Annotated in this window: 21 protein-coding genes; 16 read left to right on the forward strand and 5 right to left on the reverse strand. The window is 39.0% G+C overall.

Going from position 1 to position 24,436, the window contains the following annotated elements; all coding sequences use genetic code 11:
• Nucleotides 1–48: 48 nt before the first annotated feature.
• From LOS73_RS06235 to LOS73_RS06250, 4 genes are all read right to left on the reverse strand, one after another.
• Complete coding sequence (locus LOS73_RS06235; protein ID WP_007375535.1) at nt 49–657, reverse strand: PqiC family protein; 609 nt, start codon at nt 655–657, stop codon at nt 49–51.
• Nucleotides 657–2,312: an intermembrane transport protein PqiB gene (pqiB, locus tag LOS73_RS06240; protein ID WP_007375534.1), complete on the reverse strand. Its 1,656-nt coding sequence runs from the start codon at nt 2,310–2,312 to the stop codon at nt 657–659. The genes LOS73_RS06235 and pqiB overlap by 1 nt, the downstream gene beginning before the upstream one ends.
• Complete coding sequence (locus LOS73_RS06245) at nt 2,309–3,475, reverse strand: paraquat-inducible protein A (protein ID WP_007375533.1); 1,167 nt, start codon at nt 3,473–3,475, stop codon at nt 2,309–2,311. Before LOS73_RS06245 ends, pqiB begins: the two co-directional genes overlap by 4 nt.
• A 184-nt stretch (nt 3,476–3,659) precedes the next feature.
• The gene (locus LOS73_RS06250) at nt 3,660–4,475 is read right to left on the reverse strand and encodes a thioesterase family protein (protein ID WP_033038145.1); all 816 of its coding nucleotides are present in this window, start codon (nt 4,473–4,475) and stop codon (nt 3,660–3,662) included.
• A gap of 241 nt (nt 4,476–4,716) precedes the next feature.
• On the opposite strand from LOS73_RS06250, the gene dnaK reads away from it, so the two are divergent.
• The 11 genes from dnaK to LOS73_RS06305 all read left to right on the forward strand — a co-directional run bounded on the left by dnaK (nt 4,717) and on the right by LOS73_RS06305 (nt 17,444).
• Nucleotides 4,717–6,633 carry a molecular chaperone DnaK gene (dnaK, locus tag LOS73_RS06255; protein ID WP_007375531.1) on the forward strand — a complete coding sequence of 639 codons (1,917 nt, stop codon included), beginning with the start codon at nt 4,717–4,719 and terminating at the stop codon, nt 6,631–6,633.
• Between the two features lie 200 nt (nt 6,634–6,833).
• The gene (dnaJ, locus tag LOS73_RS06260) at nt 6,834–7,973 is read left to right on the forward strand and encodes a molecular chaperone DnaJ (protein WP_007375530.1); all 1,140 of its coding nucleotides are present in this window, start codon (nt 6,834–6,836) and stop codon (nt 7,971–7,973) included.
• A 99-nt stretch (nt 7,974–8,072) separates the two neighbouring features.
• A complete protein-coding gene (gene ybaK, locus LOS73_RS06265) occupies nt 8,073–8,534 on the forward strand; it encodes a Cys-tRNA(Pro) deacylase (RefSeq protein WP_033029845.1) in 462 nt (153 codons plus the stop codon).
• Between the two features lie 123 nt (nt 8,535–8,657).
• Nucleotides 8,658–9,062, forward strand: a complete 405-nt coding sequence (locus tag LOS73_RS06270) for a DUF1761 domain-containing protein (RefSeq protein ID WP_007375528.1) — start codon at nt 8,658–8,660, stop codon at nt 9,060–9,062.
• 42 nt (nt 9,063–9,104) lie between these two features.
• On the forward strand, nt 9,105–9,356 hold the full coding sequence (locus tag LOS73_RS06275) for a hypothetical protein (protein ID WP_007375527.1): 252 nt from the start codon (nt 9,105–9,107) through the stop codon (nt 9,354–9,356).
• Between the two features lie 150 nt (nt 9,357–9,506).
• Nucleotides 9,507–9,770, forward strand: coding sequence for a CBU_0592 family membrane protein (locus tag LOS73_RS06280; RefSeq protein WP_457934680.1), 264 nt, complete (start codon nt 9,507–9,509; stop codon nt 9,768–9,770).
• Nucleotides 9,771–10,145: 375 nt separating this feature from the next.
• Complete coding sequence (locus LOS73_RS06285; protein WP_457934681.1) at nt 10,146–11,876, forward strand: sensor histidine kinase; 1,731 nt, start codon at nt 10,146–10,148, stop codon at nt 11,874–11,876.
• Nucleotides 11,869–13,233 carry a sigma-54-dependent transcriptional regulator gene (locus LOS73_RS06290; RefSeq protein ID WP_457934682.1) on the forward strand — a complete coding sequence of 455 codons (1,365 nt, stop codon included), beginning with the start codon at nt 11,869–11,871 and terminating at the stop codon, nt 13,231–13,233. Before LOS73_RS06285 ends, LOS73_RS06290 begins: the two co-directional genes overlap by 8 nt.
• A gap of 176 nt (nt 13,234–13,409) precedes the next feature.
• Nucleotides 13,410–14,366, forward strand: coding sequence for a porin (locus LOS73_RS06295; RefSeq protein ID WP_457934683.1), 957 nt, complete (start codon nt 13,410–13,412; stop codon nt 14,364–14,366).
• Between the two features lie 9 nt (nt 14,367–14,375).
• Nucleotides 14,376–15,845, forward strand: a complete 1,470-nt coding sequence (locus LOS73_RS06300) for an SLC13 family permease (protein ID WP_457934684.1) — start codon at nt 14,376–14,378, stop codon at nt 15,843–15,845.
• Nucleotides 15,846–16,025: 180 nt separating this feature from the next.
• Entirely contained in the window at nt 16,026–17,444 is a 1,419-nt protein-coding gene (locus LOS73_RS06305) for a coniferyl aldehyde dehydrogenase (protein WP_457934685.1), read from the forward strand.
• 62 nt (nt 17,445–17,506) lie between these two features.
• On the opposite strand, the gene LOS73_RS06310 is transcribed toward LOS73_RS06305, so the two are convergent.
• Complete coding sequence (locus tag LOS73_RS06310; RefSeq protein ID WP_007375520.1) at nt 17,507–18,232, reverse strand: tetratricopeptide repeat protein; 726 nt, start codon at nt 18,230–18,232, stop codon at nt 17,507–17,509.
• Nucleotides 18,233–18,809: 577 nt separating this feature from the next.
• On the opposite strand from LOS73_RS06310, the gene LOS73_RS06315 reads away from it, so the two are divergent.
• The 5 genes from LOS73_RS06315 to LOS73_RS06335 all read left to right on the forward strand — a co-directional run bounded on the left by LOS73_RS06315 (nt 18,810) and on the right by LOS73_RS06335 (nt 24,367).
• Complete coding sequence (locus tag LOS73_RS06315) at nt 18,810–19,673, forward strand: DUF6279 family lipoprotein (protein ID WP_007375518.1); 864 nt, start codon at nt 18,810–18,812, stop codon at nt 19,671–19,673.
• 161 nt (nt 19,674–19,834) lie between these two features.
• Nucleotides 19,835–20,863, forward strand: coding sequence for an XdhC family protein (locus tag LOS73_RS06320; RefSeq protein WP_457934686.1), 1,029 nt, complete (start codon nt 19,835–19,837; stop codon nt 20,861–20,863).
• Nucleotides 20,857–21,471, forward strand: a complete 615-nt coding sequence (locus LOS73_RS06325; RefSeq protein ID WP_033038140.1) for a nucleotidyltransferase family protein — start codon at nt 20,857–20,859, stop codon at nt 21,469–21,471. The genes LOS73_RS06320 and LOS73_RS06325 overlap by 7 nt, the downstream gene beginning before the upstream one ends.
• 103 nt (nt 21,472–21,574) lie before the next feature.
• Nucleotides 21,575–22,063, forward strand: a complete 489-nt coding sequence (locus LOS73_RS06330) for a (2Fe-2S)-binding protein (protein WP_007375515.1) — start codon at nt 21,575–21,577, stop codon at nt 22,061–22,063.
• A gap of 12 nt (nt 22,064–22,075) precedes the next feature.
• The gene (locus LOS73_RS06335; RefSeq protein ID WP_457934687.1) at nt 22,076–24,367 is read left to right on the forward strand and encodes a molybdopterin cofactor-binding domain-containing protein; all 2,292 of its coding nucleotides are present in this window, start codon (nt 22,076–22,078) and stop codon (nt 24,365–24,367) included.
• Nucleotides 24,368–24,436 lie beyond the last annotated feature (69 nt).

The following is a 24,436-nucleotide window of genomic DNA, read 5'->3' on the forward strand; positions in this document are numbered from 1 at the left end:
AGTAAACTACGCACCAGAAGAAAAATTGAAGATATATTTTGAGGTTGATTAAAAATTCGATTGGCCAATTTTTTTAGCAATATCTAAATTGATGTTTAGCCATATTTTTTCAAGCGTTGATACCAAACCGTCATAGCCGTCATCATCAATAGGCACTATGTTTGAAAAATTATGAATACTTACAAGACGTCGTCCGGTTTCTGGATGTGTATAGTACAAGCGCCAGAGCCCCGAAATATCGGCGTTACCTTGCATATCGCCATTAAAGTGGTGAATCTCGTATTCAAGTTCATAAAATGTTTGTTGATCAAGTTCAGTAATGACTGGTAAGCCTTTTATTACCATCCAGTTAGGCATAGCATTAAAGAGTGTTTGCTGGGCTGTGGCAGTAAGCATTACATCCGGCGATTCGCCCCACAGGTTGTAATTTGCAGCATGAATTTGGTTGCTATCTATTTTCATAGCAATGCCCAAATTATTTAAAGCGCCTCTGAGTACAACAGTTTGTATTCTTAGTTGCGCATCTGTATCCGCAATGTTGCGAGACGAAGCGCCTATTGGCTGTTCAAACTGGTAATACTGTGTCGCAGTTTGTATTGATGAACTACAACCTGACAATAGTAATAATAAACTTGCAGTTAAAAATAACGATCTCATTATTGCTTCCTTGGTTTTGGATCTGCGGGTAATGATTTATCAAAAATTAGCATATTAGGTTGCTCGTTCAAACCACGAGTAAGCGGTTGTAACCCTTCACTTAAACGTTTAAATTCTTTTAATGTTTGCTGTATTTGATGATGAAGTTCAGAACCGGCTTGGTAACTGGCCATTGTTTTGTCGAATTGACGCATGGTTACTTCAAATTGCACCATACTTTTTGTCATTTTCTCAAAATTACGGTTAAAGTCACCCGGTAAATTTTGTGTGTCTTTTTGGCTCAGTAGCTCTCGCATTTCATTAGCAAGCGCTCGATAGTCAGTAAATGTCGCTTGCATTTGCGCTAAGCTATCTTCAATTTTTAAGTCATTAACTTTATTGAGTACATCAGATACTTGATCTGCCAATACGGTTATACCGCTGGAAATACTTGGAAAAACATCATATTGAACAAGTTTGCCTAAATGCGCTGCGGGTGCGTCGGGATATATATCAAAATCAACATACACCGCACCCGTTAATAAATTGCCGGGCTTTAATGAAGCGCGCATCCCACTTTCAATCCAGCCTTTTAAACTACCTTGCCAATATTCTTTAGCTGAAGCACTGTCATGATACAAACGTCCGTATTCTACTTTTATAAGTACCGGAACAGCCGTATTGTGGTTTCTAAAGTGAGCGGGCTTACCGTTAACAATTACATTAGCAGGGGCTTCTACAACAGTCCCTACACGCATACCTCTATATTCTACAGGCGCTCCTGTGCGCAACCCTCTAACGGATTGTTCAAATTCAATTAGGTAGTAATCAAAGTCGTAAAAGCGCTCTTCTAACGCTTCTTTATAGCTTTGGCTTAATGAAAAGCTATGCCCATCTTGTGCTATTTCACCCGGGGCCTGTTGCTCGGGTAACCCAACAGAAACACCGCCTTTTAAAAGTTTGCTTAAAGAGCCAGTATTTATATTAATACCGTCTGCAGAGAGGTCAATTTCAATACCCGCGTTCACCCAAAAAATAGAATTCATAGTGATGAGGTTTTGATAAGGTTCTTTAATAAAAACGCCATACTTCATTGCTTGGTTTTCCCAATCAAAAGTAGCGGTTTCTATTTGCCCTATTTTATAATTTTTGAAGAATATACCGGTGCTTACATCAAGTACTTCAGCGTTATAACTAAGGAGTTTAAAGCGACCGCCTTTAACGTCTTTACCGATAAGTGCGGGTTCATCTTGGAGCGTAAACCTTTCTTTTAGCTCTTTACTTTCTCCTGGAGAAAACTCTAAATAAACACCTGATAAAAGAGTACTCATACCACTAATGCCTGTTTCATCAATGCGAGGTTTAACGACCCAAATTTTTGCATCATCGGTTAATAAGTTATTGTAATTTTTATCTATTTGTGCACGAGCAATAACACTGTCTTGTGTGTCAGATAAACGAATATGATCGATTTGACCTATTTTTACACTGCGTACTTTTATTTCCGTTTTACCTGCAATGATACCTTCGGCTTGTGGCATTTCGATAAAAATAGTAGGGCCTTTATTTGCTTGATACTGATATAGCATCCACATGCCCACTAAAAGCGCAATTGCCGGAATGATCCAGATGGCGGAAATCTTCGGTTCTTTTGTTATTTCAGCAGTTTCGGTCATGCTTTATTCTCTGATATCTTATTTTTAGGTGAATCCCACAACAGTCGTGGGTCAAAGGCATGGGCAGCCATCATTTGGCATAATACCATAACTGTAAAAAATACAATGCCAAGACCTGGAGTTACCGACATTAAATTACCAAGCTGTACCAAGGCAACTAAAATAGCAACGACAAATACATCTATCATTGACCATTTTCCAATAAACTCAGTCAGTTGATAAATTCGAGTATAACTTTTTGTATGCCGATTTGCAGGCTTTGTAACCATAATACATAAAAAGCTCAGCACAAACGCTTTAGCAAGCGGTACAACCACACTGGCTAAAAATATAATGGCAGCAATGGGATAGGAACCACTCTTCCAAAGTGTAATTACACCACCAATTAATGTAGAGGGGGATTCATCACCTAAACTAGTGGTATGCATTATTGGTAAAACATTAGCAGGAATATAGCAAATAACAGAGGTTATTAACCATGCAGTTGCTTTTTGTACACTATAAGGGTTTCTGATGTGTGTTTTAGTGTGGCAACGCTGGCATATATCACCGGTGCATAGTTGGTGGCATACATGGCAGGCTTTAATATTTTCATCAATTGCGCGTTTTGCGTTATCAGCGCCTTCGAGTAATTTTACAGGCTTAATTTGAGCCCATAAACGCGGGCGATTTAAGTGAACAAGTGCTGCTATATATAAAATAACAAACCCTACATAAGCCCAAAAACTTGCCCCAAAGCTAATATCAGCCAGCGACATAATTTTAACCATACTGACCAGCACACCGATTAAAAATATTTCTGACATAATCCAAGGCTCTAACGCAAGGGTGAATTTCAATAACCGCCTTGCTATGCCTTCGGGCAATGTTTTTAATACCCCTAAGTGCAGAGGGATCAAAATAAGGAGTAAACCCATAGGCAGGGCAATAATACTAAGATCAATAAATAAGCCAAGTAGCTCACTATCATAATTAAACAAAATTCGAGCCGCGTCGGGCAGTGTAATAGTTTGAGTTATACCGCTACTACTAAATGAAATAAAAGGGTAAAACATACTGCTGAGCAGCATTAATAGTGCGCTAAAGCTTAGTGCAACTATGCGACTGTCGTGATTAACATCGGCTTCGCAAAGTTTATGGTGACAATGTGGGCATATCGCCATTTGTTTTGCGATTATGCGAGGTATGTCTATGATCAGATCGCAGCAGGGGCAGATAGTTTGCAATTTAATACCAGGCAAGAAGAATGTTTGTCCAATTTTGCAATATTTAATGCATTAATACAACGCGAACAGTGAATAAGCCTTTAAAAGCCAAACACTTTAATATTGTTTGGCTTTAGGGCTTTTAGTCAAATAACGCCACCGTTTGGCGTGTAAGGGCTATTAACTCCCCTGATTGTGACCAAATACAGCCATCTTCTAAACCATAACCATTTTTTGAATGATGAGTGATTGCTTCAAAGCCAAGCCATTCGCCAGGTGTTAAGTTTGGTTCTTGCACAAACTCTAAGTACCAAGACATGCTACTAGCTGGAGCGGGTTGTTTAAACATTTGTAATAACGTAGGTGGCCATGCATCTGTTAATGCAATAACGTGCGCTTCTGTTATTTGCTCTGGGGTGTGCTTAAAGCGCATCCAGCCCCCTAAGTGAGAAGTTTCTGCGCTGCTAAATGGCATAGCGCCTTGTTGTGGGCATAAATCAACATGCTGAAAAAACTCAGGCATCTGGTCTTTAACAAAAGGGAGTGTATAGCGCTCGTCTACCGGTTTTAACCCTAAAGATTTCGAAACGGGCACATTAACACCCGACTCTCTACTTTTAGCAAAACATGCTTGTACGATAACGCACACTTGTTCATTTTGAATGGCTTTGGCAAGTACCTGTGTACTGCTTTTACCTTGTCGTAATATTTCTACTGATAAAGAAAAGGGAGTATCGGCAAGCAATGGTCCTACAAAATTAGTGCTAAGAGAAAGTAGACGACGATCACTTGCAACCTTACCTCTGATTGCTTGATACAACAGTGCGGCTGATAGCCCACCAAAAGCAGTTCTGCCTTGGCACCAGTTTTCTGGAAATTGCATTGTGCTAGTTAATTGTTCGGTATTGTCTGAACTTCCAATTTTTGAAGCTTGGAGAAGTAATTGTTCAAAATGCATGAAGATGTCCTTTTAAAGTGCGATTTAATAAATTTATAACACAACCAAACTAGTCAGACCAGTAATTAAAAGCGCCTCTGGCGGTGTAAAAATCATCATTCCTTACAATTATTAGGGTTATTTTGTAAATAAATCATAAAAAATGAATTTTTTTTCATTTTTACAGTTGAAATAAGTTTGGCGCATCCCTATTTACTAAGTCATCGAACGTATTAACGAATATTGAAGTTGGAGAAGTTTCATGGGTAAAATTATTGGAATCGATTTAGGTACTACAAACTCTTGTGTTGCAGTACTTGATGGTGGCAAAGCACGTGTTATTGAAAACGCGGAAGGCGATCGCACAACCCCGTCTATTATTGCTTACACGCAAGACGGCGAAACATTAGTAGGTCAATCTGCTAAGCGTCAAGCGGTTACTAACCCGACAAACACATTATTTGCAATCAAGCGTTTAATTGGTCGTCGTTTTGAAGACGAAGAAGTACAACGCGATATCGGCATCATGCCGTTTAAAATCATTAAAGCAGATAACGGCGATGCATGGGTAGAAGCGGGCGGCGAAAAACGCGCTGCACCACAAATTTCTGCTGAAGTACTGAAAAAAATGAAGAAAACGGCTGAAGACTTTTTAGGTGAAGAAGTAACTGAAGCTGTAATCACAGTACCTGCATACTTTAACGATTCACAACGTCAAGCAACGAAAGATGCTGGTCGTATTGCGGGTCTTGAAGTTAAACGTATTATCAATGAGCCAACTGCTGCGGCACTGGCTTACGGTATGGATAAAAACCGTGGCGAAAACATCGTTGCAGTATATGACTTAGGTGGCGGTACTTTCGATTTATCAATCATTGAAATTGATGAAGTTGAAGGCGAGCACACTTTTGAAGTACTTGCTACAAACGGCGACACTCACTTAGGTGGTGAAGATTTCGATAACCGTGTAATCAACTACCTAGTAGCTGAATTCAAGAAAGATCAAGGCTTAGACTTAAAAGCTGATCCTCTTGCAATGCAACGTGTTAAAGAAGCTGCTGAAAAAGCAAAAATTGAACTTTCATCTGCACAATCTACTGAAGTAAATCTTCCGTATGTAACTGCTGATGCATCTGGTCCTAAGCACATGAACGTGAAACTAACACGTGCTAAGCTTGAATCACTAGTTGAAGATTTAGTAACTAAGTCTCTAGAGCCACTTAAACGTGCACTTGCTGATGCTGATTTATCAGTAAGCGACATCAACGATATTATTCTTGTTGGTGGCCAAACACGTATGCCTTTAGTACAAAAAACAGTTGCTGATTTCTTCGGTAAAGAACCACGTAAAGACGTAAACCCTGATGAAGCAGTTGCAGTAGGCGCAGCGATTCAAGGTGGTGTACTTGCTGGTGACGTTAAAGATGTACTATTACTAGACGTTTCTCCATTATCTCTAGGTATTGAGACAATGGGTTCAGTAATGACTGCATTAATTGAGAAAAACACGACGATTCCTACTAAGAAATCGCAAACATTCTCAACCGCTGAAGATAACCAATCTGCTGTAACAATTCACGTGTTACAAGGTGAGCGTAAACGTTCAAGCGACAATAAATCTCTAGGTCAATTTAACCTAGAAGGTATTCGCCCAGCACAACGTGGTACACCGCAAATCGAAGTAACATTCGATGTTGATGCCGATGGTATCTTACATGTATCTGCGAAAGATAAAGATACAGGTAAAGAGCAAAAAATCACAATTCAAGCATCTTCAGGCTTAAGCGATGAAGAAGTTGAAAAAATGGTTCGTGATGCAGAAGCACATGCTGAGGACGATAAAAAGTTTGAAGAACTTGTAGCTGCTCGTAACCAAGCTGATGCTTTAGTTCATGGTACTCGCAAGCAAATTGAAGAAGCTGGCGATGCATTACCAAATGAAGACAAAGAAGCGATTGAAGCGGCTGTTGTAGATTTAGAAGCGGCTATTAAGAGCGACAATAAAGAAGAGATTGAAGCTAAAACTCAAGCGCTTGCTGAAAAGTCTCAAAAACTGATGGAAATTGCACAAGCGAAAGCACAGCAAGGTTCAGCAGATGCAGGCGAGCAACAGCAATCAGCTAAGCAAGACGACGACGTTGTTGATGCAGAGTTCGAAGAAGTGAAAGACGACAAATAATTGTTGCTAACGCTTCTCGCTAGCCAAAAATACTTAACTCAGTTGAGTGTTTAGGTTAGGATGAACAATTGAGGCGCGCGAGCAATAGCTTGTCGCGCCTTTTGCATGTGTTTAAGGTTCAAATTCAATGATAAATCGATGCGATTTATCGGTTTATCCAGCAGCTTACGCTGCAAATAGAAAAGAGTAGTGTGATAGATATGTCAAAACGCGATTATTACGAAGCCCTCGGCGTAAGCAAAGATGCGAGTGAGCGAGACATAAAAAAGGCGTATAAACGCTTAGCGATGAAATATCATCCAGATCGTACCGCAGGCGATAAAGATCTCGAAACAAAGTTTAAAGAGGTTAAAGAAGCCTACGAAATTTTAACCGATGCGCAAAAACGCCAAATGTATGACCAACATGGTCATGCGGCATTTGAGCAAGGCGGCGGCGGTGGCCATGGTGGTTTCGGCGGCGGCCAAGGTGATTTCGGTGATGTATTTGGCGACGTATTTGGCGATATTTTTGGTGGTGGCGGTGGTCGACGTCAATCTCGTCAGCAACGTGGCTCTGACTTACGTTACAACATGGACTTAAGCTTAGAAGAAGCGGTTCGTGGTAAAGAAGTTGAAATTAAAGTACCAACATGGGTGGGTTGTGAGCCATGTGACGGCAGTGGTGCTAAAGCGGGTTCTAAACCTAAAACATGTACTACATGTCATGGTGCTGGCCAAGTGCAAATGCGGCAAGGTTTCTTTGCTGTGCAGCAAACATGTCCAACGTGTCAAGGACAAGGTCAGATTATTTCAGATCCTTGTAACAAGTGTCATGGTCAAGGCCGCGTAGAAAAAACCAAAACGCTTTCAGTTAAGATTCCAGCTGGCGTTGATACCGGTGACCGTATTCGCTTAACAGGTGAAGGCGAAGCCGGAATGCACGGCGCGCCATCTGGCGACTTGTACGTGCAAGTATCGGTTCGCGAGCATGAAATATTTGTACGTGAAGCGAATAACTTATATTGTGAAGTACCAATTAGCTTTACTACAGCAGGCCTTGGTGGCGAAATTCAGGTGCCGACACTTGATGGTCGTGCAAAACTTAAAATACCGTCTGAAACGCAAACGGGAAAAATGTTCCGTATGCGTGGCAAAGGTGTTAAGTCTGTACGCAGTGGTGCCCAAGGCGATCTAATTTGTAAAGTGGTAATCGAAACGCCAGTTAATTTGAACGAGCGTCAACGTGAATTACTGACTGAATTAGATGAAAGCATGGGCACAGATAGCTCTAAAAACCGTCCTAAAGAGCAAGGCTTTTTTGACGGTGTTAAAAAGTTTTTTGATGATTTAACTAAGTAAATTTAAATTATTATAAATAATGAAACGGCGCTTTTTAGCGTCGTTTTTTTTGCTTTAAATTTTATTTTTGTTACTGTTAATAAAAAATGATTAAGTATTATGACACCTGCAATCGATCTATTGAAAAAATCAAAAATCTCGTTTGATGTCTTAAGTTACGAGCACGACGCTAGCAATAGTCACTATGGGCTTGAAGCAGTTGAAAAGTTAAAGCTTAATAGCCATCAAGTATTTAAAACATTAGTGCTTGAAACACATGAAGGCGAATTAATTGTTGCAGTAACACCTGTTTCTCAACAAATTCATTTAAAGCAATTGGCAAAATTAGCCTCATCTAAAAAGGTGGCGATGGCGGCTGCACAAAAAGTACAAGCCAGTACGGGGTATATTTTAGGAGGGGTAAGTCCACTGGGACAAAAAAAACGCCTCGCTACCTACATTCATGGTAGTGCATCACAGTTTGAGCACGTATATGTAAGTGCAGGAAAACGCGGTTTAGAAGTGAAATTAATGACAACCGATCTTATTACATTAACTGGTGCAAAACTGGGGATATTTTAACTTTTTCTTTTTGATATTTACGGGGAGTCCATATAAGGCCCTAGTTTCCAGATTATGAGTTTGCCGCTTTAATAATTATTAACTACAGTCAAATAACCTCTCATGCATAAGTTATGGCAGTATATGAATTTTTCTGATGTTGATTATTTTGCGGTATTAATTGCCGCGCTCTCTTGCTTTATGCTTGGTGGCATTTGGTATTCAAATAGAATGTTTAAACAAGCTTGGCTTGAAAGTTGTGGTTTAACAGAGCTAGATTTGCAATCAGCAGATCCAAAATTAATTTTTGGAGGGAGCTTTTTATTATCTTTTATAGCCACTTTTTTGCTTGCATTGTTTCTAGGTGAAAACCCTAACGTTGGTGAAAGTGTAGGAACTGGATTTATTATCGGTGTATTTTGGGTTAGTAGTTCACTTGGGCTTAGTTATATTTTTGAGCAACGGCCGATGAAGCTGTTTTTAATTAATGGTAGTTTTCATATTTTACAATTTTCTTTAATGGGCCTAATTTTGGGTATTTGGCCTTAGTCTTGTTACACTTTAGGTATTACTTTGAATTAATGACTAATTATGGCTAAACCAAATAAAAAAGGGCCAACAAAAACGGTTGATATTTTTTGTTCTGCTTGTAAAACCCCCTTATTTAAGTATCGAAAGGGCGGTAAAGGAGCGCTTGTTAAATGTTTTATAGAACGTATTAGCCAAAATTTCACAAAAGAGCCCTGTATTTGCCCTAACTGTAATCGTCCTTTTGCAAGGCCTGCTGTGATAAGAGGGATACCCGCTTATAAAATTATTGGTGGTAAAGTTACATTTAAATAAGCATATTGCTTATACGGACATATGGCCTTGTTAGAATTTATCATCTTGATAGAATCGCTCGGTTTTGCTGTTTCAATGAATGAAAAAATACCCTCCCCACGGATCGGGCCAGTTTTTTGGGTTATTTAAAAATGGATAAAGGATAGTTTCGTGATAGCACTCTTATTTGACATCATAGGTATGACAGGCACTTTTTTAGTCGTTGGCTCATTCTTTTTACTGCAGCTAGGTAAAACATCTCCAACTAGCTTAATGTACAATATGATGAATTTAACAGGGGCCATTTTATTGTTGATCAGCCTTTGTTATAACTTTAACTTAGCCAGTTTTGTAATCGAAATATTCTGGATTGCAGCGTCATTAATTGGTTTATACAAATATGTTAAAAATCGAATAGCTGTAACTGCAAGCTAATTTAGCGAATAGATAATGCTCTATATCAATTTGCAATAATACGTTATCAATTTAAGGGATAAAGCCTGAGGCTAACAGAAGTCAAAATTTCTGATTTACAACGCCATGGATGCAGTAGATAAAACAATGCAGAAGTCATTGCTGGGAACAACGAAATAACGAATTTTTACCTTGTTATCGGCAATGTTTACTACCTCAAAATAGATAACTTAATGAAGTGAATTGGTATAATAAAAATCACCGTGAATATTTTTGTTTGCGGTGATTTTTTGTTTTTACTCGCTCTGATTTTTGTTAACAAAAGTTTATATCGCTATGGCTAATAAGCCGTTAAACTAGGTTCTTTAAATTCATCAGGTTATTTTGTGGGTCAGTATGTTTTCTCTTTCTAAAAGAATCATTATTACTTGTATATTACCCATATTTATTTTGTTGATATCATTTTTTCTCGGACGAACTCATGATATTGAGCAAGCAAACCTTCAGGCTGAACGCCAAGTTACTCAATTAAATAATTATATTGATACTGAACTTGCACGCTTTTCTGCGATCCCAGAGTTATTAACTTATAATGAGTTGATGATAAGTTTTGTATCAGGATCACCACAACATTATAGCGCAATTAATAATTATCTAGCTGATATTCAGCAAGCCAGCGGTGCGTCTGACATCTTTGTGTTGGATACGCAAGGTGATGTTATTGCAAGTAGTAATTGGCAGACTGATTACACTTTTTTGGGCAGTAACTATGCTTTTAGACCCTATTTTAAACGTGCTTTTACGGATGATAAAGTGGCCTATTTTGCACTTGGTATACGTTCAAATAAACGAGGCATATATTTTTCACAAGCAGTTTATAGTGATAATAAGGCCATTGGAGTAGTGGTTTTAAAAGTTAATGTAAGTAAGTTCGAAAATGATAGAGAGTTGCTAAACACGTCGAAGGGGAGCCATTTTTATTTACAACTTCCCGATCACGTTATTGCCATGTCTGATATTGAACAGTGGCGTTTGAATAGCTTTACTCAGCTCGGAATTACTGCAAAGCAGGAGATTAAATCTAGCCGTTCTTATCTGGATCATCAACCGATATACATAAAGCAGTATCAGTCTCAGAGCCAAGGTACGACGCAATTTAAAATTGATAAACAGCGATATGTTTCGTCCTCAATGAAACTCAATAACTTTAATGCCACAATGCATATTCTTGTCGATGTATCAAAGGTCGATAGCGCACAAATATCGCGCTTATTTTGGGTTATTATTATCTACAGTTTTATAATTATTATTGGGTATAGCTTATTAGCTCGTTTTGCTGGATATAAAAAATTACTTTATTCAAGGCATAGTCTTGAGCAAAAAGTAATAGAGCGTACCCAAACGCTTGAAAAGGTACAAACGGCTCTAGTGCAATCAGCTAAACTGGCTACTATAGGGCAGCTGAGTGCTGGTATAAATCATGAAATAAACCAACCTCTTAGTGCAATTAATACATACCTAGCAAGTGCTAAGCGGCTATTAGCAAAAGGTAATTACGAAGCCTTAAGTCAAAGTTTGGTTATTATTGAAGGGCTAGTCGAGCGAGTGCATAAGATTGTAGGGCAGCTGAAGCACTTTAGTAAACCATCAGGGATGCAATTAAGGCCATACCCGCTTGCTGCGCTTGTTAATAATGCATTAATGATTTCTAGCGCGCAGTTAAAGCAAGACAATGTGCAGGTAGAGCCCCCGCAATTTGATGAAGCAGTCATCGTCTGGGTTGATGCTCTTAAGTTTGAACAAGTGCTGGTTAATTTAATTACCAATGCCAGCCAAGCTATGAATGGTGCTGTTGAACGTAATTTGACCTTCAATTTGGAGTGTTTTGAAGAACGCGTTAAATTCTCTATTTTAGACACCGGTTCGGGTATTGAGCAACATGTATTTAGTCATTTATTTGAGCCCTTTTACAGCACTAAAGATAGCAAAGGTCTCGGTTTAGGGTTATCAATATCAAAACAGATTATTGATTCATTTAATGGCTCTTTAAGCGCACACAATAGATTGCAAGGCGGGGCTGAATTTATTATTAGTCTTTCAAGTAAGCAGGGGGATAAGCATGATTGATAGTTTGTTGTGTAAACACATTATAGTGATTGATGATGAAGCGATGATCAGAGATTCGCTAAAACAACTACTCACACTAGAAGGTTATACAGTAGAGTGTTTTAACGACGCAAGTACAGCTCTTAGTAAGCTTAGCCGACGGTATAATGGAATTGTGCTTAGCGATATTAATATGCCCACAATGAACGGTTTAACTTTACTCGAGCAAATCACAGCCTTTGACAGTGAGCTTCCTGTGATATTTTTAACCGGCTATGCCGACGTGTCTATTGCGGTAAAAGCGATGCAATTAGGGGCGTACGATTTATTCGAAAAACCGCTGAACGAACACCTACTTGATTGTATTGCCAGAGCTTGTGATAAGCGCAGTCTTGTTATGGAAAATCGCGCATTAAAAGTGGTTGTGCAAAAAGCATCTGCGCCGGGTGTACGTATATTGGGGGATACGCCCAAAATGCAACATATGATGCATTTATTAAATACAGTAATAGATACGCCAACAGATATAATGATTGAAGGCGAAACCGGCACAGGAAAAGAGCTCGTAGCACGCTATTTACATGATCAGAGTATTCGTTCGAGTTGTAACTTTGTGGCGATTAACTGTGGGGCTGTACCAGAGCAATTAATAGAAAGCGAACTGTTTGGCGCAGCAAGTGGAGCATACACGGGTGCTACGCAAAGCCGTAAAGGTAAGTTTGAATATGCACAAGGCGGTACGGTCTTTTTAGATGAAATAGAAAGTACCCCAATGTCGCTGCAAGTTAAATTACTGCGCGTATTAGAAGAGCGAAAAGTAACCCCTGTAGGCGATAATAAAGCCATCGATTTAAATATAAGGATTGTAGCTGCGACAAAAGTTGATTTACTTTCCTTGGTGGAGAAAGGCGAGTTTAGAGCTGATTTATATTACAGGTTGAGCTTAGTTAAAGTTAATATCCCGCCATTACGTGATCGCAAAGCCGATATATTACTTTTGTTTAAGCATTTTAGTTCCATTGCTGCAACGCGCTATCACAAGCCTCCAGCACCCCTGAACAGCGAAATACAACAGCGCTTAGTTGCTTATGATTGGCCTGGTAATGTAAGAGAGCTCAGAAACCAAGCCGAACGTGCGGTATTACTTGGCGCCGAACTTGCCTTTACCGAGGTGAATACGCAGCAGTTTGGTGGATTATCTCCTGATTTGAGCTTATCAGAAAAAGTGGCATTTTATGAGCAATCACTGATTGAATATGCGCTTGAGCAAAATCATGGAAGCATCAAAAATACCATGGAAACACTGCAAATTGCGCGTAAAACACTTTACGATAAAATGAGTAAATATAATCTCAATCGAGAGATGTTTACGGAATAGTTGTGCGGATTTAGTGACAACATGTATTTCTAAGTGTGCGGTTAACCGCACACGCCTGTGTAAATAATAACAGCAATTTTTTTTAAGGTTATGAAAAAAAAGGTTTTTATATCATTGGCAGTAAATTTGCCTTATTAGAGCCGACAATAAGTTGATTCTAATAATTAGGACGCACAATGATAAAAACAACACACCTATCTACTTTGCTTATACCCCTGAGTAGTTTAGCAATATTGCCCAGTATTACTTTAGCCGCTGATTATACCGTTTACGGTAAAGCAGAAGTTCAAATCGCAAATACCGACACTGGTATTATGCGCTACGGCAAAGAAGGTACGCAAATTGAAGCGCCTTTTTCTCGTATTGGTATAAAAGGTCAGCATAAATTAAATGAATACTTAAGTGCAGTTTTTAAATACGAAGTACAGGTGAAGGGCTTTGAAGAGGATGATACAGAAGAGCCCTTTACAGCACGTAATACTTATTTGGGTCTAAAAGGGGCGTTTGGTGAAATCGTTATAGGTAGAAACGATACGCGCTTTAAATACTCCGAAGGAAAATTAGATAACTTCAATGAAACCCAAGGTGATATGGCGCAGGTAATTGCTGGGCAAGATCGGCTTGGTGATACGCTTACATACACATCTCAATATTGGTCTAATGCTCAGTTTTCGTTTACCTATGCTCCAAAAGACGATAATAAAAATAACAAAGCAGGGTTTGCAGCGACGCTAATCTACGGTGACCGTAATTTAAATAATACACCTTATTACGTCTCATTAAGTAGGGTTGATTCTTTGAACAATATTACAGCTAGCCGAATCGTGGGCGTGTATAAATTTGAGAAATTACAGCTAGGTGCACTGTACCAACATTCGGAATCAGTTGATGAGACTAAGTCAGGCAACGGTTATGTATTAAGTGCAAGTTATACAATTGATAAATGGGTTCCAAAATTACAATTTGCTAAAGATGACTCTGCAATTCGTCAAGAGTCAAAAGCGATTCAGTGGAGTACTGGACTTGACTATGTCTTTGACAAGCAAACCACAGCGTATCTTTTGTATACCGATTTAGATCTCCAAGAAAATGCGGATAATAGTGTCGCACTTGGTCTCAAGTACAAATTTTAAGGGCAAATTATGACTCAGAAAATTATAAAAAACGAGCCAGTGAAAAATACATTAACGCAAAAAATTATATTATGGCTTGGCCCTGCTGTAATGCTATTAACGTGCTTGATAGACCCTCCTAGTGGTATGTCTGGTCTTGCATTTAAAACCGCAGGGTTAGCTTTTTGGATGGCATCGTGGTGGGTTAGTGAAGTTGTGCCAATACCTGCAACATCATTATTGCCACTTGTTATATCGCCGATTGCTGATATAGCACCTATAAAAAGTACCGCAGCGCCTTATGCGCACCCCTTAATATTTTTATTTTTAGGTGGTTTTTTGATCTCCATCGCGATGGAACGTTGGGGGCTACATAAACGGATCGCGTTAACGACGATGCTTTATGCGGGTAAAAAGCCGAGTTTACAGATTTTAGCCATGATGTTGGTGACAGCATTTTTATCTATGTGGATGTCAAATACTGCAACGACAGTAATGATGCTACCAATTGCACTTTCAATCATACACTTAGTGAGCGAATCAAACTCAGAGGATGATGGATTTGCTAAAGCACTTTTGTTATCTATTGCATATGGTGCGAGCATTGGAGGAATTGCAACACTAATAGGTACACCGCCGAATGCCTTAATGGCGGCCTATTTGTCAGAAAGCTATCAAATCGAAATAGGGTTTGGTCAATGGATGCTTGTTGGTGTTCCGTTAGCAATTGTTATGTTGATAGTATGTTGGGTTTGGCTCACAAAATTCAGCTACAAGGTTGATGAAAAAACAGAACATTTACACGACAGTAAATCTGTTTTTATAAAAGAAATGACGACCCTTGGTCCTTTGCAGCGTGCTGAAAAAGGGGTGTTTTATGTGTTTGTATTAGCCGCTCTTTGTTGGGTTTTTAGACCTTTACTCGCTGATTTTTCTGGACTTAAAATTTCAGATACAGCAATAGCAATAGCGGCTGCATTGTTATTATTTGTTTTACCAGCCAATAAAGGCAGTGATGAACGAATTTTAGATTGGGTGAGTGCATCGAAAGTACCATGGGGAGTACTATTATTATTTGGAGGAGGGTTATCACTCGCTTCGCAAATAAAATCATCTGGCTTAGCACAATACATTGCGCATTTAATTGAAGGTGCAAGCGCAGTACCTCTGGTTATGGCTGTATTAGTGGTTGTTGCGTTAATTACATTTTTAACCGAAATAACCAGTAACACGGCTACTGCCGCTGGTTTTTTACCTCTTTTAGGCCCTGTTGCGGAGAGTATTTTCGGATCGCCTTTAGTTTGGGTTATTCCAGCAGCTATTGCATGTAGCTGTGCGTTTATGATGCCAGTGGCAACACCACCAAATGCAATTGTTTTTGGCTCGGGAAAAATACAAATACGAGATATGATAAAAGCAGGGTTTATGCTTAATATTATTGCGATAATTTTAATTACATTAGTGACGATGACTATTGCAGCAAAAGTATTTAATTTTTAAACAAACTTAAACTTAGCTTATAGCTATCTCGATATGAGTCGTTTTGCCTATCATCTCAGTTCTGGGCAAAACGACTCTTAATGCTTACTTGTTTGGCTATTATAGCTAAATTAGTGTGATTGCTCGAAAAACAGTTCAGGGTTATTATCTGTAGTAACTTTGAAAATTGAGTAAACTACTTTGACCACTGACACTTCCAATACAGTTTCTTTAACCACACAGTTTGATGGGTTACAAGACGCCTTTCTAAGTACGCCTTATTTACCAATTAATAAACGTATTACGTTGCTAAAAAATCTCCGATTACGAATTGTTGAACTTGAAGAAGAGCTTGTAGATGCAGTTTCAAAAGATTTTGGCTACCGAACGGCATTTGACACTTTACTTGGCGACATTCTGCCTACAGTACAAACACTTGCGCATATAATAAAAAAATTGCCTAACTGGTCTAAACCAAGTAATCGTGCGGTAGGTTTAAGTTTATGGCCTTCAAAAGTCAGTGTAACTTATCAGCCTAAAGGGGTTGTTGGTGTTATTGCACCGTGGAATTACCCTATTCAATTAGCCATAGTGCCTGTTGTAACAGCCATTGCCGCAGGTAATAGAGTGATGTTAAAACTGAGCGAATTTACACCACACACAAATGTGGTACTTGAAAAATTATTTAGCGACGAAATACAAGAGCACTGCAAAGTAATTCAGGGCGGCAGTGAGGTTGCAAGTGAGTTTTCATCGTTGCCATTTGCTCACTTATTGTTTACGGGCTCAACTGCGGTGGGTAAATTGGTGATGGCCTCAGCGAGTCATAACTTAACACCAGTAACACTTGAACTTGGGGGGAAGTCACCCGTTATTATTACCGAGCAGGCTGATATTAAAAAAGCAGCGCAAACGTTACTATTTGGGAAAATGGCTAACGCTGGGCAAATATGTGTCGCACCCGATTATGTATTGGTACCACAAGGACTTGAGCATCAGCTCATTCAGCAATTATGTGAGCTTTATAAAAAGCATTTTAAAGAGGGTGTTGAAGGTAAAAACTTAACATCGATTATTAGCGATGCACATTACAAGCGTTTAACGGGTTATTTAGCGCAAGCACAAGAACTCGGTGCAACGATTGTAAAACCGCTTGAGCAAAACCAGCAAGATGCAGAAAAACACCGCATGGGGCTGCATATTGTTACACAGGTAAGCGATGAAATGCAGCTCATGCAGGATGAATTATTTGGCCCTATATTACCAATAATGAGTTATAACAAACTTGACGATGCTATTGATTACATTAAACAACATCACCATCCATTAGCACTTTATATTTTAGGGCAAGATAAACCAGCTCAAGACTATATTATTAAGCAAACACTCAGCGGTACAGTTGCTGTTAATGACACGCTAGTGCAAGTTACAGCAGATGATGTACCATTTGGTGGTGTTGGGCACTCAGGTATGGGGCATTACCATGGTAAAGAAGGATTTTTAACCTTTAGCCATGCTAAAAATACGCTAGTTTCAGGTTCATTTAATCCGCGAGTTGGTATGTTACTCAAGCAAAGTAACGTGCTTATAAAGCTTTTAAAGTGGCTTTATATTAAGTAGGTGTGGCTTCAGATGAAAAAAGCTGAACTATGGTAATAGTTCAGCTTTAGTGAATATAAAGATTAGAACAATCGGCCTTCACCTGCATATGTACCAGCTAAAATTTTGGTATAAATAGCGTCCGCTTTTTCTTTAGCTTCCTCAACTTCTTTAGGTAGCATTTTTCGTTCATCGAGCTTTCGGCTATGGCTTGCTTGCATATTACCGTTGTATTCAGCAATAGTATTCCAAATGTATGACTTTTCTAAGTCTTTTGGCATGCCTAAACCTTCAAAATACATGAGCGCTAAGTTAAATTGCGCTAGTGAGTAATTATTAGCGGCTGCTTTTTCGTACCATTTTTTTGCAAGTTCAAAATCGTGGCTAACGCCATCACCATTCGCGTACATAACACCAAGATTAAACTGCGCAGCGGGTAAATTTTTATTGGCTGCTTTTTCAAATAAGTTTAATGCCATTTGTTTATCTAACTTAACGCCTTTGCCTTCATCATATAACACCGCTAATGCAAACATAGAGTCTACATGGTTTTTCTTAACACCTTCTTGATAAAGTTGAGCGGCTTTACGGTAATCGCGAATTACACCGTAACCCCCTTCATATAACTTCGCGAGTTCATATATTCCAGGTGCATAACCTTTATCAGCAAGGTATTCAAACTCTTTCAGGGCTTCTTCAAAGTAACCTTCATTAGCTGCTTTAATGCCATCTTCGAGCCCTGCATGGGCAAAAGGGCTTGTAAGCAACACGCTAGCAAGTATTAAAGTTTTTAAATTAAACTGTGACATATTCATGTCTCCAATTAGTAATCGTTGCAATATGTATTAGTCAAACGTCATTTTATTACAAATTAATGCGCTAAATAGACTGTTGTAACGTTTAAATGTGAGTGCAAAAAGAAGTGTCTACTGTTATGTTTTACGCCAGCTTTTATATAAACGCAAGATACAGTGCTTCTAGTTTGGCTGAATATGTAATGTATAGCTCAAAACAGAGTTTTTTTGCATGAAGTAAATTTATAAGTGGTGTGTAAGATACAGATATTGCAGAAAATTTAAAGAAATAAAAAAAGCCCGTTAGGGCTTTTTTGAGTCATATCAACCGTCACTAATATGAGCAATGTAGCAAGTAATTGTGATCTTGAGTGCTGACTACTTGGGTCGAGTAAGTAGAAAACACGAAGCGGCACAGTCTTCTTAATTAAATATCAGCATCCTTGCTGTAACTTCTTCCTTAGGCACTGAGGTCGTTACACTATGTTTATGCGAACGATTATCACTTGTAATAGAATGCAAGTCAATAGTAAATGATAATTATTATCAAATGAATTTATTTAATAACAATATAAGTTAAAAAAGGAATGGGATGCTAAACAACACTAAAATGAAAAAATTCAAACATGTAGGCGTCGCTATTAGCATGTTGTTTTTATGCAGTTGCTCTGCCTCATTTACTTATAATAATTTAAGCTGGCTTTCATCGTTTTGGGTTGATGATTATGTTGATTTAAATAAACAACAAAACAAGCAACTAAAAAAAATTATCGAAACAACACAGCATTGGCATAGGTCAACGCAGTTACCAGCATACAAACAAGATATACAAAATATAAAAACCTTGTTTAACGAAGGTTTAAAACCCGTTCGGCTTAAAGAACACGTTGTTTTTGCAAAAAAACATTGGCGAAATTTACTTGAATTCGCTTATTTGCCTTTGGCTGAATTAGGTGAAAATTTAACGCCTTTACAGCGCAAAACATTCATAAATAATATTCAAGAAAAAATTGATGAAGAACGCGATGAACTTAACGAGCAAACATTTATAGCACGTAAAAAAGATCGTTTAGAAGAACAATTAGAATATTACGAGCAATGGCTCGGAAAACTTAATGCTGAGCAAAAAATACTAATTAAACTGACCAACGATAAACATCAGGACTCAAGTGAGCTGTGGCTCGAATACAAACAACAGCGTTTAAATGCTGCTAAGCAAGTATTTGAAAGTGAAAATTTAACGCAATCTGAGTTTATTGAGCAATTAAGCACGGTTATAAAAGAGCGTGAATTATATATGAGCCCAGAGCTGCTTAAAATTAATGATGAAAATCTTAGTTTATATGTAAATTTATTAAATGAGTTAAATACCACTTTAAGTGATAAACAACGCGAAAATGTAAATGAACGTTTTGATGAGCTAATCGACACATTGGATGATATTATTGAGGGCTAAAACATTAATAATCAATCACTTTGCTATAAAAGTGTTACATAAGGTTACGGCAAAGTAAGGTTGCTGTTCAATTTTTGTAGTTGTTTAAACGAATCTAAAAATTGTCACGTAAAGTGGCAGTAATCATCGGCACACACGATGATTTTTTAAGGTAAAAGTGTATGGTTACTGATTTAAAAAATATATTAAATAGCTGGGAGCCTCTCAAAGATAAACAAGAGTGGGTTTTAGCCACTTTGTATCAAATAGAAGGTTCTAGTTATCGTAAGCTAGGCGCAATGATGCTTATTTCGAGTTTAGGGCAGCGTTTAGGTATGCTCTCTGGTGGTTGCCTAGAGGCTGACATACAGCGACATGCTAAGCAAGTAATGAGCACGTTAACTAGTAAAACGATAAGTTACGATGCAACAGATGAAGATGATTTAACATTTCAGTTAGGTATTGGATGTGGCGGTATAGTGCATATTTTACTTCAGCCAATTCATAAGGCTAACGAGTATTTGCAGCTTAAACATATGAGAAAAGCACTTAACGACAATGTAGCGGGGCACTACCTTCAACAAGTGAACCCTATTATACCTAGTGGCTGTGGGGAATTTGCTCTAAACGCAGAGCAACAAGGTTTATCAATTAATCGAAAAGCTCAACTGATTGAAATTAATGATGCAACGTTTTTAGATATTTCTATTTACCCTGCGCCTCATATACTTATTGTAGGAGGTGGGGCAGACGCGGTGCCTGTTTATACACTTGCTAAACAACTTGGTTGGAGTGTAACCGTATGGGATACGCGTCCAGCAAATGCTAAAAGGCAGTACTTTACAAATGCTGATGCTATTTTACGTTCTAAGCCAAATCAATTACGTGAGTATTGTATAGAAAACAAAGTGGATGCCGCTGTTTTAATGGCCCACAGTGTTGAGCTTGATGCTAGTGTGCTTTGCGTACTCGCTGATATAGCATTTAAATACATAGGTTTACTTGGCCCTAAACATAGACGGGCGCAAGTGCTAACGCAGGCGAATACTTCGCTAGAGAAAGTAAAGTCACCTGTATTTGGTCCTGTAGGCTTAAATCTAGGCGGCGACTCACCAGAGAGCATTGCACTTTCACTCATTAGCGAAATACACGCCGTGTTTTCAAATAAAAATGCCACCTCATTGAGTTACTGGGGAAATGAAAAGTGTTAATCGCTAAGGTGATATTAGCGGCGGGGCAGTCATCACGGTTCAATGGTTGTAAGTTAACTGCCGATATTGGCGCAGGCCAAACGATGATTGAACGTGCGGTTGATGTTATACAAGCACTTGATAGCTCACCTGTATTTGTCGTCACGGGTGCATGGCATAAAGAAGTAAAAAACACGCTCGAAAATAATAAAAATATTAAGCTGATTGAAAATAAACAATGGGATAAAGGGTTAGGTGATTCTATTGCGACAGCCACAAAAGCTATTTTAAAAAATCAGCAGCCAGATGGTATTTTATTTATGCTTGCTGATCAGGTTGAGCTTACTACAGAACATTTGAGTGAATTAGTTGCAAATTTTAAAAAGCATCCTGCTCGTTGGTGTGCTAATTACGGCGAGCGTTTAGGCGTGCCTGCGATATTTCCTAACGTTGATCTATCGAAGCTTAGCGGCTTAACTACAGATAAAGGTGCGCAGCATCTACTGCGTTGCAATGATGAAGAAGTTAATACTGTTAATTTAAAATGTGCGAGTTTGGATATAGACACTGAAGCGCAACTCCATGAGTTTATAGAAAAACGCTGTAAAGCATTTTCACGACAAAAGTAATGAGTAAGGTCAGTAATTACATTTTTTTAATAGTTATAGCAACTCTTTAAGTTATACGTATAACTTAAAGAGTTGCTATAAAAGCTTAATCAAGGGGCAAGCTATGGTGACGTTTACAATTAATGGCAAGGTGATTGAATCACACGCGAGTGAAGATACACCGTTGTTATGGGTTATTCGTGATGAAATTGGACTAAAAGGGACAAAATTTGGTTGTGGTATTGGGATGTGTGGTGCGTGTACTGTGCACTTAGATGGACAAGCTACGCGTTCGTGCTTGTTACCTGTAGGCGCTATTGCGGGCAAAAAAATTACTACCATCGAAGGATTAAATAACGAACACCCACTGCAAAAGGCATGGGTTGACGAACAAGTCCCACAATGTGGTTACTGCCAATCGGGCCAGATAATGCAAGCAGCTACATTACTGGCAACGAACCCAAATCCCTCTGAAGACGAAATAGCCAACTATATGAACGGCAATTATTGCCGTTGTATGGCATACAAACGCATTAAAACAGCGATTCAACGAGCGGCTGATGAGTCACAAAGTGTTGTCAATATTTTTGATCCAAACGCACAAGACGCTTAACTGGAGCTAATAATGAAAAAATTATTTCAAAAAAATAGTGAAACCGTTAATTTAAACCGCCGTTCGTTCATGATTGGTACTGCAAGCGCAGGTTTGGTTATGGCGTTTGCTCCAGCATTTTTTTCGGGCTCGCTAAGCGCTAAAGAATCAATAGCTCAGCAAGCATTCTCTCCTACAATTTGGTGGACAATGAACACCGAAGGTGGCGTTGAAGTAAGCATTGCAAAGGCTGAAATGGGTCAACATATAGGCACTGCATTAGCGCGTATAGTTGCAGATGAGCTGGAATGTGATTGGGAAAAAGTATCAATTACGTATGTAGATACCCATGAAAAATGGGGTTATATGGTAACTGGCGGTTCGTGGTCGGTTTTTCAAAGCTTTAAACCACTATCCCAAGCAGGTGCCGCTGGTAGAATTGCGCTAATAGAAGCAGGCGCAAAAATGCTGGGTGTGGCTGTGGATACATGCCACGCTGAAAAAGGGTATATAATCTCTGGCGATAAATCTGTTAGTTATACTGATTTAGTTAAAAAAGGTGAGTTTAATCGTACTTTTACAAGTGAAGAAGTTGCTACTTTACCACTAAAACCTGCCAATAAACGTCATTTAACAGGGCTTAAACAAGATTTTAAAGCGCTTGATATACCAGCTAAAACCAATGGTACTGCTGTGTATGGTATTGACGTAGAAGTTGAGGGGATGCTCTATGCTCGTCCAGTAATTCCGCCAACACGGTTTGGCAGCAAAGTGATAAGTGTTGATGACACAGCAGCAAAAGCGATTAAAGGGTACAAAGGTTATGAGATTTTAACCGACCCGAGTAATACGGTAGAAGGGTGGGTTGTTGTACTTGCTGATAACTACCCCAGTGCCATTAAAGCGGTTGATGTACTAAAGGTTAAGTATAAAAAAGGTAACGCAGCAAACGTAACTGAGTCTGATATTCAAAAAGAGGGTATACGTTTGTGTGAGCAAACCGATTCAGGCACTTTATTTGTTGATGAAGGCAATATTAAGAAAACGCAAAGCGATGCCAAAGAATTACTTGAATCAATGTATACCACAGCGACCGCTAGCCATTACCAATTAGAGCCTTTAAATGCCCTTGCTCAGTATAAAGATGAAAATTGGATTATCCATACCGGTAATCAATGGCAGTCGCTAACACTACCTGCGATAGCTAAAGCACTTGAAGTAGCGCAAGAGAAAGTGATTATTCGCCCTTATTATTTAGGTGGTGGCTTTGGTCGTAGATTATTTGGTGATTGGACTGTACCCGCAGCCCTTACAGCTAAAGCAGTAGGCAAACCTGTAAAACTTGTATTTACTCGAGCTGATGACAGCTTATTTGACCAATCACGCTCAGCTTCTGTTGCAAAAATGACAGCATCGTTTGATAAAAACGGCGTTTTCACGGGCTTAGAACATGCTTTTGCTGCGGGTTGGCCAACCAAAGCAATGGCACCGGGGTTTTTATCCCTAGGTGTTGATGGAAAAGGCAAGTTTGACGCGTTTTCTGCATCGGGTGCCGATCATTGGTATAGCATGAACAGCCATCGCGCAAGAGCCATTAATAATGAGCTTGTACAAAGCACATTCATTCCAGGATGGTTACGCTCGGTTGGGCCAGGTTGGATTGCGTGGAGCCTTGAATCGTTCATTGACGAGGTTGCACACAAACAGGGGAAAGACCCTGTTGCTTTTCGCCTTGAAATGCTAGATGCAAAAGGCAAGCAAGCAGGTAAAGCACCAGAGAGTATCGGCGGGGCAGCACGCTTGCATAACGTACTTACAAAAGTATCTGAAAAAGTAGCCAATATTAAGTTAGGTGAAAGTGAAGGTATCGGCTTTTCAGCGAGTTCAGGGCAAGAACGTACAATGCCTGCATGGATTGCTACAGCGGCACATGTGCATGTAAATCGTGGTAATGGAAAAATTACCCTTAAAAAGCTGTATATTGTTGTTGATGCAGGTTTAATAGTTCATCCTGATGGCGCGTTAGCGCAATTAGAGGGGTCTGCACTTTGGGGAACGAGCCTTGCGTTGCATGAATCAAATACGTATCAAAACGGACAGGTTTCAGCGACCAACTTTAATACTTACTTACCACTTAGAATGAAAGATGTACCGGATATGGATATTGAATTTATACAAAGTGACGAGTTTCCGGTTGGTTTAGGTGAGCCGGGCGTTATTGGTATCGCCCCCGCGATTGGTAATGCTGTGTTTAATGCGGTTGGCGTTCGTTTACGAAACCTACCTATGAAACCAGATGAGCTTAAAAAGGGCTTGTCAATATAAAACAGTAAAAGCAGTATATGTGTAAGAGGTTTGTATTTTAATGCGACCTCTTTAACATGTAATAAATAT

Source organism: Pseudoalteromonas sp. SCSIO 43210 (assembly GCF_054133285.1).